General features: G+C 27.6%; 8 protein-coding genes. All 8 read right to left on the bottom strand.

What is annotated here, in order from left to right:
• On the bottom strand, positions 1-876 hold an 876-nt coding region (locus J7M77_RS06940), incomplete at its 3' end, for an ATP-binding protein (protein WP_296877108.1).
• A gap of 222 nt (positions 877-1098) precedes the next feature.
• Positions 1099-3159, bottom strand: a complete 2061-nt coding sequence (locus J7M77_RS06935; protein WP_296877107.1) for a metallophosphoesterase family protein — start codon at positions 3157-3159, stop codon at positions 1099-1101.
• 160 nt (positions 3160-3319) lie between these two features.
• Positions 3320-3940, bottom strand: coding sequence for a hypothetical protein (locus J7M77_RS06930; protein WP_296877106.1), 621 nt, complete (start codon positions 3938-3940; stop codon positions 3320-3322).
• A gap of 4 nt (positions 3941-3944) precedes the next feature.
• Positions 3945-4622, bottom strand: coding sequence for a hypothetical protein (locus J7M77_RS06925; RefSeq protein ID WP_296877105.1), 678 nt, complete (start codon positions 4620-4622; stop codon positions 3945-3947).
• A gap of 12 nt (positions 4623-4634) precedes the next feature.
• Positions 4635-6008: a hypothetical protein gene (locus J7M77_RS06920; RefSeq protein WP_296877104.1), complete on the bottom strand. Its 1374-nt coding sequence runs from the start codon at positions 6006-6008 to the stop codon at positions 4635-4637.
• Between the two features lie 181 nt (positions 6009-6189).
• Positions 6190-6903 (bottom strand): CpsB/CapC family capsule biosynthesis tyrosine phosphatase, encoded by a 714-nt coding sequence (locus tag J7M77_RS06915; protein ID WP_296877103.1) that lies wholly within the window; start codon positions 6901-6903, stop codon positions 6190-6192.
• A gap of 66 nt (positions 6904-6969) precedes the next feature.
• A complete protein-coding gene (locus tag J7M77_RS06910) occupies positions 6970-8403 on the bottom strand; it encodes a polysaccharide biosynthesis tyrosine autokinase (RefSeq protein ID WP_296877102.1) in 1434 nt (477 codons plus the stop codon).
• Between the two features lie 11 nt (positions 8404-8414).
• Positions 8415-8940, bottom strand: a 526-nt coding sequence (locus J7M77_RS06905) for an AAA family ATPase (RefSeq protein ID WP_296877101.1), incomplete at its 5' end; no start/stop codon positions are given.

Here is an 8940-nt window from a genome sequence, read left to right as displayed (position 1 = left end):
AGAAAATTCACGTTCAATAATTCCCAATTCAATCAAATTTTTTAAATATACACTTGTCTTTGATGTATCTTCAACCAGTGATTTTTGACTTATTTCATTTAATTTAGTGTTTCCCAAGGCAACGGACTCTATAATCGAATTATATATAGGTGTTTCTCTAAGTTCTTGATGAAGTAAAAAATCAACCTCACTATACAATATTGAACCTCTTGTTAGAATATTTCGTTTGATATTTTCCCCAATTGATAAATCAGGATCAAACTGGTTAAGATAATGTGGTACACCACCAAGAATTGCATACGCAATCACTTTATCAATTTCTGAATAATTGGGAAAGAAACGAATAGCATCATAAAATCCCATTTCTTTCATTTTATATATTCCTGTTGCTCTGCCATAGAGAGGATTTTTTTCAGCAAGTAATTCTTTTTCAATAAAGCTCATTGCACTTCCACATAAAACAATCATAACATTGCTGTCTTTTAACTTAATATCCCACAAATTTTGTAATATTGATGGAATACTTTTATTTCCTTTACACATATATGGAAATTCATCGATAACAATCAATTTTTTTCTATTTCCATAAGGCAATTCCATAATTGCCATAAAAGCCTGTTCCCAGTCAACAAATTCTCTAATATATTGTCCTGCCGGAATATTTTCACGTAAAAGCTGTTGTGAAAATTTTTGAAGCTGGATTTTATCTGTACTTTGTGTACAAGAAAAAAAGATATGCGGTTTCCCTTGGCAAAATTTTCTTAATGTTTCTGTCTTTCCAACCCGGCGTCTACCATATAAAACAATTAACTGACTGTTTCTATCATTATATTTGTTTTCCAAAAATGTAAGCTCACGTTCTCTACCAATAAACATAATTTTCACCTCTTTTATCTAATCGTGATTTAGTAAATCCTGATTTGATAAAATCAATTATACTACAAGTTATCAATAAAGTTAAGTCAATATCTGTCATACTCATCTATTTTTTTACTACTTTTTATAAGGAAAAGAACAATTAGAAATATCCTTATATTTAAATAAACAAAAAGAGAAATTTATTTATATTTCATAAACAAATTTCTCTTATTATCAAACTTATCTTATATCAATCAAACGATAAGGATCAATTGTAAACGTGCCATCTTTAGCAATCGTAATTAACGTTGCTCCTCTTTGCTTAGTATCATCTTCAATCCCTGGCATCGCTAAATAGTCAATACTGTACCCATAGGTTAATCTGATTCCCTGATATTCCACTGATAAATTGTTATAATGATCGTGACCACAAAACATTGCTTTAGTGCTATTTAATTTTACAGCCGTATCAAATAATTTACTTGGATATTTAGAAGCACAAATTTTATCGATCATTGTTTCTCCGATTTCACCATAATAATAAGTAACTTCATCACTATTATCTTCATAGAGTTCATAAGCCTCACGATATTCTTGTAATGGAATATGGAAAAATAACATTGAAGGAATGGTATAGCCTTCTTGTTTCGACAATCTTTCTACTTGTTTTTGATACCAGTCTACTTGATCATCATGGATATAATCATACTCATTTAAACTGCCACCAGGAATATAGTCATTAGAATCTAATAAAAATAATGCCTGCATTAAAGTCCCATCACTATTTCTTATTTCAATTAACTGGTTACTGCGACCATAGATATCGCTTTGAATATATGGGTATAAAAGATTTTTAGATGTACGATATGATAAGGATTTTAATAATTCATCAAACTGTTCATCGGTAATAACCGACATCGCTTCAGTATCATGGTTACCATAAGTAAACGCCCAAGGAATTCCTAGATTACGCATAAATGCTGCAAACTGAACAATGGGAGCACGATTGTTTAATGAATATGACATAATTCCCATTGGAAAAACCAGATCACCTGTTACTACAATAAAATCCGGATTAGCTACGTTGACTAATTTTTCGATTGCCTGTAATGCTTTTAAATCTTTAGATAACGAAAAAACACTGCCACCTAAATGGATATCTGTTAACTGCATTATTTTAAAATCAGATTTTTCAGTTGTAATCGTATAAACACCATTTTCATCGTTATAACTTATTTCATCAGCTTCTCGTTCAATTGGTGAAACGGTATTAATATATGGCTGAATCAACCAAAAATCCATTGACATAAACTGATAACCAACAATTAAAATAACTGACAGGCTAACTAGGGCGATCCTTTTAACATTAACTACAATATTTTGAATTACCAGTTGTTTTCTTAACGTTAAATTATAGATAAATAAAATAACTAAATTAATAATTGCTGCAATTAAAAAGTAATTTAAAGAATAGGTAGCACTATTTTTAAACAACAGTAATAATGTAATTATTAAAGCCCAATAAATAAAACAAAAAATACTTATCTTTTTTATTTGAGCTTGAAATTCATGTTCTTTATCTTGATTAAAATATTGACCAAATAATTTACGATTCCCGATATTTTTAAACTCTAAAAAGACCGCTAAACCAATTATTGTACTAGCATAACTGATTTGCTGGTAAATATCATTAATTGTATAGGCTGAAGTTAAATACGAATAACTGTTAGTAAAAATCAAATAAGCTAATAAAATAATACATAATGCTGTTACATTTATTTCTTTTTTAATATATTTATCATTCATTGATTGAATATATTTTTTACCCGAATCATCACATTTTATTTCTAGTAAATTATATTCAGTTAAATAATTTTTTCTTTTTTTAGCAACAAAAAATAAAATAATGCCTAAAATTAAAATATATAAACAATTGAAAAATAAATTATAAGCAATATTAATCATTAAATTAACCATAAACATAATTATTAATGATTCAAGCAATATCATTCTTCGATATTTTTTCATAACCTTTTGAGTCGCTTTTTTATCTTTTAAATCGCTCATATCTTTTAACTCATCAATTTCTGTTTCACTATATCCAGCTAATTTACCCGCATCATAAATATCATTTACTTTAGCTAATATATTTTTTAAACCGTTGATTTCAGTTTCCTTATTTTCTTGAACATATAAATTCTCTAAGGTTTTTTGAACATCATATTTAACTGCTTCTGCTTTTTTAGAAAAAGGTATTTTTGTAAATATTACATCCACCAGCTTTTTAAAAACATCATTCATTACTTTCTACCCCTATTAAAGTTATTATAGTTTTACATTTTTAATACATTTCATTATACAGGCAGTAAAGCTTTTTTTCACCAAAAATAATAGATAATATTTTTATGTTGTAAATAAAAAGGATTATCAAAATAGATAATCACTTTTTAAATAAACACAACTACTCTTTCAATATTCTTTCTATTTCACGGATTCGATCAAAAAACAGATTTTGGCGAATAGAATTACAATTCTGTTCGTATTTTTTTACACAATAATCAGTTAATCTAGGTGTTAATCCTAATTCCTCTAATAAATCATTATAGATATATTCCAAGACAAAATTCATATCAGCATAAAAAGTAAACAAAAAATTAAAAGCATCTATTATTTTAATCATCTGTTTTTGGGATTCAAAATTATATGTAGAATAATTATCACTAAAACGAGGATTATATTTAACTATATATTGATTAAATAATTCATCAATAAATTCTTTAGCCAACAAATAATTTGTTTTTTCAATTTCACGTAATTTACTCATATTAAAATAGTTTTCTAATGATTCCATTACAATTTCATCAATAATATTAATTACTGTTTTATTACCAATAAAATCTTTTAAAACCACTTTTAAATCTACATCACTTGATTTTACAAAACTTTTTAATAAATCAAATAAACTAAATAAAATATTCTTTTCATTTTCACTCAATTCACCTTTTTGATATTTTTCTATCAATTTATCAATATTAATTTTATCTTGTTTTAAATTATTGAAATATTCTCTTATTTCTTTCATATGTTCACCTATTTATTCCTCTGGTCCATGTATATTCGTATTTTCTTTTTTTAGGATAATTCTTTTGTAAATTTGGTTTTGTTTCAAATTCGATCGTTAAAACATTATAACTATGCTCCAATGATTTTTCTTTTAAATCTAATGAAACTTTCCACTTTTTTTCAACAAGTTTTCTTCCTAGTGACGTTAAATTATACAAGCTATATTTACTAATATATGTTTTTTCAACAAGTCCAACTTCCATTAACTGCCTTAATAACTCGTTAACATACGCTCCAAATTTTTCAACCAACTTTTTATTTCTCAAGTCAGGTTGTTCATACATTAAAATCAATATATTTTTAACATTATTTTTTTCTATTAAAATAAGCATCTCATTATTAACAGTCTGATCAAATACTTTTTTTCCTAATAATTGTTCATATCCAGATGCCACCCCCATTAAAACACCTATTTGATAGGCACCTTGTTCTTGTTTTGAAACAATTTTTTTTCTAACAATTTGCCCAGCTTTTTGGACAACTTGAATTAAATGTTTAAGTTCATTCATATCATCCTTTTCATAATTAGTATACAAACGATTTTTTATCTCCTGATTGACATCTTTTAATGGTAAACTTAAATCTTTTAAATCATATTTTAAAATATTATTCATTTCATTTACACTTTTTAACGGTTTCATTTATATCACCTCTTAAGCTATTATACTTCTATTATAATCTAGCCGTATTTCATGTTCAAACATACACATTCGTAAATCACAGTTTTTGCACTTTTCGTTTTGACAAAAATTCACACTATTATTAGAACCTTTTCCGCTTTCCAATATGATACCAATTATCTTAAAATTATCTGTTTTAGAAGGAGCCAAATGAATTGCAGCACAAGAATTAATCCAAACGACATCACAATCATAAGCCTGACATCTAGCTATTGCATTTTGAAAATCATAGTTACCAGTAGAAAAAGAAGGCACAATGATTAATGATGCCTGCGCATCTTCTAAAATAATATCCAGATAATCAAAAACAAGCATATCTTTACAAATTAAGATACATATTCTACCTATACCAAAAGCATGAATTACATATAGAATTTTATCAGGAATAATATATTCATTTGCCCCATTAAAATTCATTGGATTTTGTTTAGCCTGCTTAATAATCAAGCGACCATTTTCAATTATAACGTCACTAGCATTTGAATAATCTTTCCAAACAGTTGGTAAAACAATTAAAGGTGGATAGTTTTCTAATATATTATTAGTAATTAGCTCTATTGCTTCCATCGTTAATTCCTCAAATCCCAAAATTTCTGGAAAAACTAATATATCTACATTTCTACGTTTTGCTTCTTCGATAATTTCTAATATCTTTTTTTGAATCAATTCTTTATTTTTAATTTTTGAAATAAAAAATAAAGAATTTCCTTCAACATCTTCTATTGTTTCGATTTTATCAATTACAGCATTATTAGTTACAGGTGAACAAGCAACTTTTAACCTTTTATTTTGTATAGCGTTCAAAAATAATGCCTCATTTAGATACAGGTGTTTGACTGTTAAATCTTTTAAATCCGATTTTATTATATAATATGTATTTTGCAAACAATGATTTATTTTGTATCCATGTTGACTCCCATTACTATGGCGTTTCCAAAAGCATTTTACATAAGGTAATAGCAGTATATCAGTGTCATCATAATTTGTATTTAATGCAATTATTTCCTTATAACCTTCATCATCTTCACAACTGATTTTTATCAAATATTTTACTGAAGAATCTAAAACTTGTAATAACTTTAATAATTTAAAACTATTTTCTTCTCTTATATATTCATTTGCAAGATGCTTTAGCCTAACTATAAAATTATTATCTTTTATTATATCTATTGTCAACGCATCTATTTCTAATGAACCATCTTCTAAAAATATTTCCGGAATCTTTTGTTTTATCTCACTAACTGCCAAATCGTGAACTTTTTTACTTTTTGTAAAAAAATCATCATACTTATTAGACAAATTAACTTTATTTATCAAAACTGCCATTATATTATAAATTGTTTCCAAAATTATCTCCCCCCATTTTCTATACTAATTATAGTATTTTTATCATTTATTGTCAATTTTAACTAAGTTTTCACTTATAATTAATAAATTTATTAGTATTTTATTAGTAATATAATTATTTTTAACTAAGTTATAGCAAATATCCAAAACAAAAAAACGACTGCATCATTAATACAGTCGCTTATAACTTCAATATTCTTTTAGGATTTTCTTCTAATAATCGTTTAGCTGTTCCTTCACCATATTTTAAATCCAAATAAAATCGTACTTCATCCATTGCTGGCGTTCTTATATCAACACCATGACCATCAGAGGCTACCACGGTTACTAAATCTTCTTTTAACAAATAATTTACACAAGCTTGAATTGACATCCCAAAATGGCCTAAAATACTGGATTTATTTGATTGTATCAAGGCTCCCATAGTTACTAATTCTCTTATTCTTTCAGGTTTATCGATAATACAAATATAACGTTCAGGATGAGCTATCAGCGGCTGATAGCCATTTTGTAATAATTTTTTGGTAATAAAATACATATACTCAAACTCAACCATAAAATCAAATTCTACCAATGGTACATTGGTGTGATTTAAAGTTATTAATTGGTGCTTTTGTAGTTTTTCAACAATATCATCCGAGGCCATGATCTCCATTCCGGGAATTAAAGTTAGTGATAGATCATTTTCTTTTAAGGCTGCTTTTAAGGTTTCAAACTTTTGTTCAAAATATTGATCATAATAGTTTTCATAAACATTTTTAAAGTTACTATGTGGAGTAGCTACAATTACTTCGACTCCACTATCTTCAGCAATTTCTGCCATTTCTATTGATTCGTATAAATCCTGGGCACCATCATAAATGCGATGCATTATATGTAAATGTAAATCAATCATCATATCACCACCTTAACCATTTTGTCACTAATACTGGATAAATTAATTTTATCTTTTAAGATCATTTTAAGCTTTTTTTGAATAATAAGTAGAACGTCCATATTTACCATAATAGCCATATCTTCCATGATCATTGAATGATAAACTATCACCATTAAAAACATAACCTAATATTGGCAATTCACTTTCTGATAAAACACTTAAACAATCAACGATCCGGTTTCTTTGAATATAATCTTGTTTAATTACATAAACAAAAGCATCACCATATTTTTCTAATAAGAATACATCTTCAAAAGTTTCACATGGTGGTGCATCAAAAATAATATAATCCATTTTCTGTTTCATCTTTTCCATAAACTTGATCATATTTTGATTTGATAAAATAAAAGCCGGATTTTCAACAACACTATCGCCGCCTAAAAAATAAATTTTCCCATTTTCTAAATATTTGATAGCATCTTCAACTACGTCATTTCCATATTTAATACTATTTAACCCAACTCCATTAGTTTTAGCATCAAGCTGTTTATTTAAATCTTGCTTTCTTAAATCACCATCAATCAATAATACTTTTTTATTGTTGCGGGCTAATGCATAAGCTGTATTTAAAGCAATCATTGATTTCCCTTCACCGGAAACTGTACTGGTAAAAATTAAGCTTTTCCCATTTATATCGGCAAGTTCTTTAGCAATCCGTATATGTAAGCTTTCTAAGTTTTCCTGAAATAAAGAGTTATTATGATAATTTAAAATTGTGGGCATTTGTTCTTGGTGATATTTGCGTTTTTTGGGTTTTACATACGGAATCGTTGCTAAACATTTTAAATTAATGACCTCTTCTAATTCTTGAGTTTTATGAACCGTTTTTCTAAAAAAGGCATATAAAACAATTATTACTAGTGATGAAGCTAAGCCAATCAGTGCACCTGTACCAGTTATTTTTAAATAATTAGGCTGATTATAGGGAGTAGCGGAAACCATTGGATTTTCAATCATATTAAACTTAGTCATCCCAATTACATAACGAGCTATCGAAGGGTATACTTTGATCGTTGATTCTAAAACCTTTTTAGAATTATCCATATCATCACTAACTACACTCATTGTAATCATATTCGAATTAGAAATGATTGATGTTGAAATTGAACCATTGATATGATCAGTACCTAAATCTTCTTTAATCGCATCAGTTAAAATCTGACTGTTTAATATGTATGGAAATGTTAGCGATAACTGTTCGGCTGAGGAATTATCATAATAATAATTATAACCGCCTTGACTACCGGTATTAGACGATGTATTAGTAGTGACCGTAAAAGTGGCTGATGCCTGATACATCGGGGTAGATAAGCAGAGATTAACAGCTAATAAAATTCCCGCACCAGCTAAAGTTAAAACTAAAATTAGCCACCAGAATTTAATGCAGCCTCTTATAAAATCACGACATAAGACCCATAGATCAATAGTAATCTCTTCCTCATTTTTTATTTCGTCCATTACCTTTCCTCCTATCTATGATTCATTCGTTTTTGATATTGGTAATAACTGTTATATTGACTATATGTTTTTTGAATACTTTGCTGTTGATAAAAGGCATTTAAAACAAAACCGATAAAATCATGATTGGGCTGTTTTAATGTATCCGCCAAATCATTAATAATCCCGATTTCACTATAATCTTGACTAACCACCATAATTGATGCATCACAATAAGGAATAATAATCTCGACATCTACGCATAAACCTAGTGGCGGAGTATCAATAATGACATAGTCATAGTTTTGTTTACATAGTTCAATAAACCTAGCAAATTGGTCTTTAAAAAAATACCGACTGGAATCGGCTTTAGAATCATTTTGACAAATAATCGTTAAACCGTCTTGATAATTAAATAGATCATTAAAACTACATTTATCTTCTAAAAAATCCGTTAAACTATGTTTATTTAACTGTTTTAATTCAAACACTTTATGTAAGGCCGGTTTACGAAAATCACAGTCAATAATAACTACTTTTTTACCCCGATCTTTCATT

This window comes from Thomasclavelia sp. (assembly GCF_017889095.1).
Lineage (GTDB): Bacteria > Bacillota_I > Bacilli_A > Erysipelotrichales > Coprobacillaceae > Thomasclavelia.
This window is presented reverse-complemented; position numbering and strand designations above follow the sequence as displayed.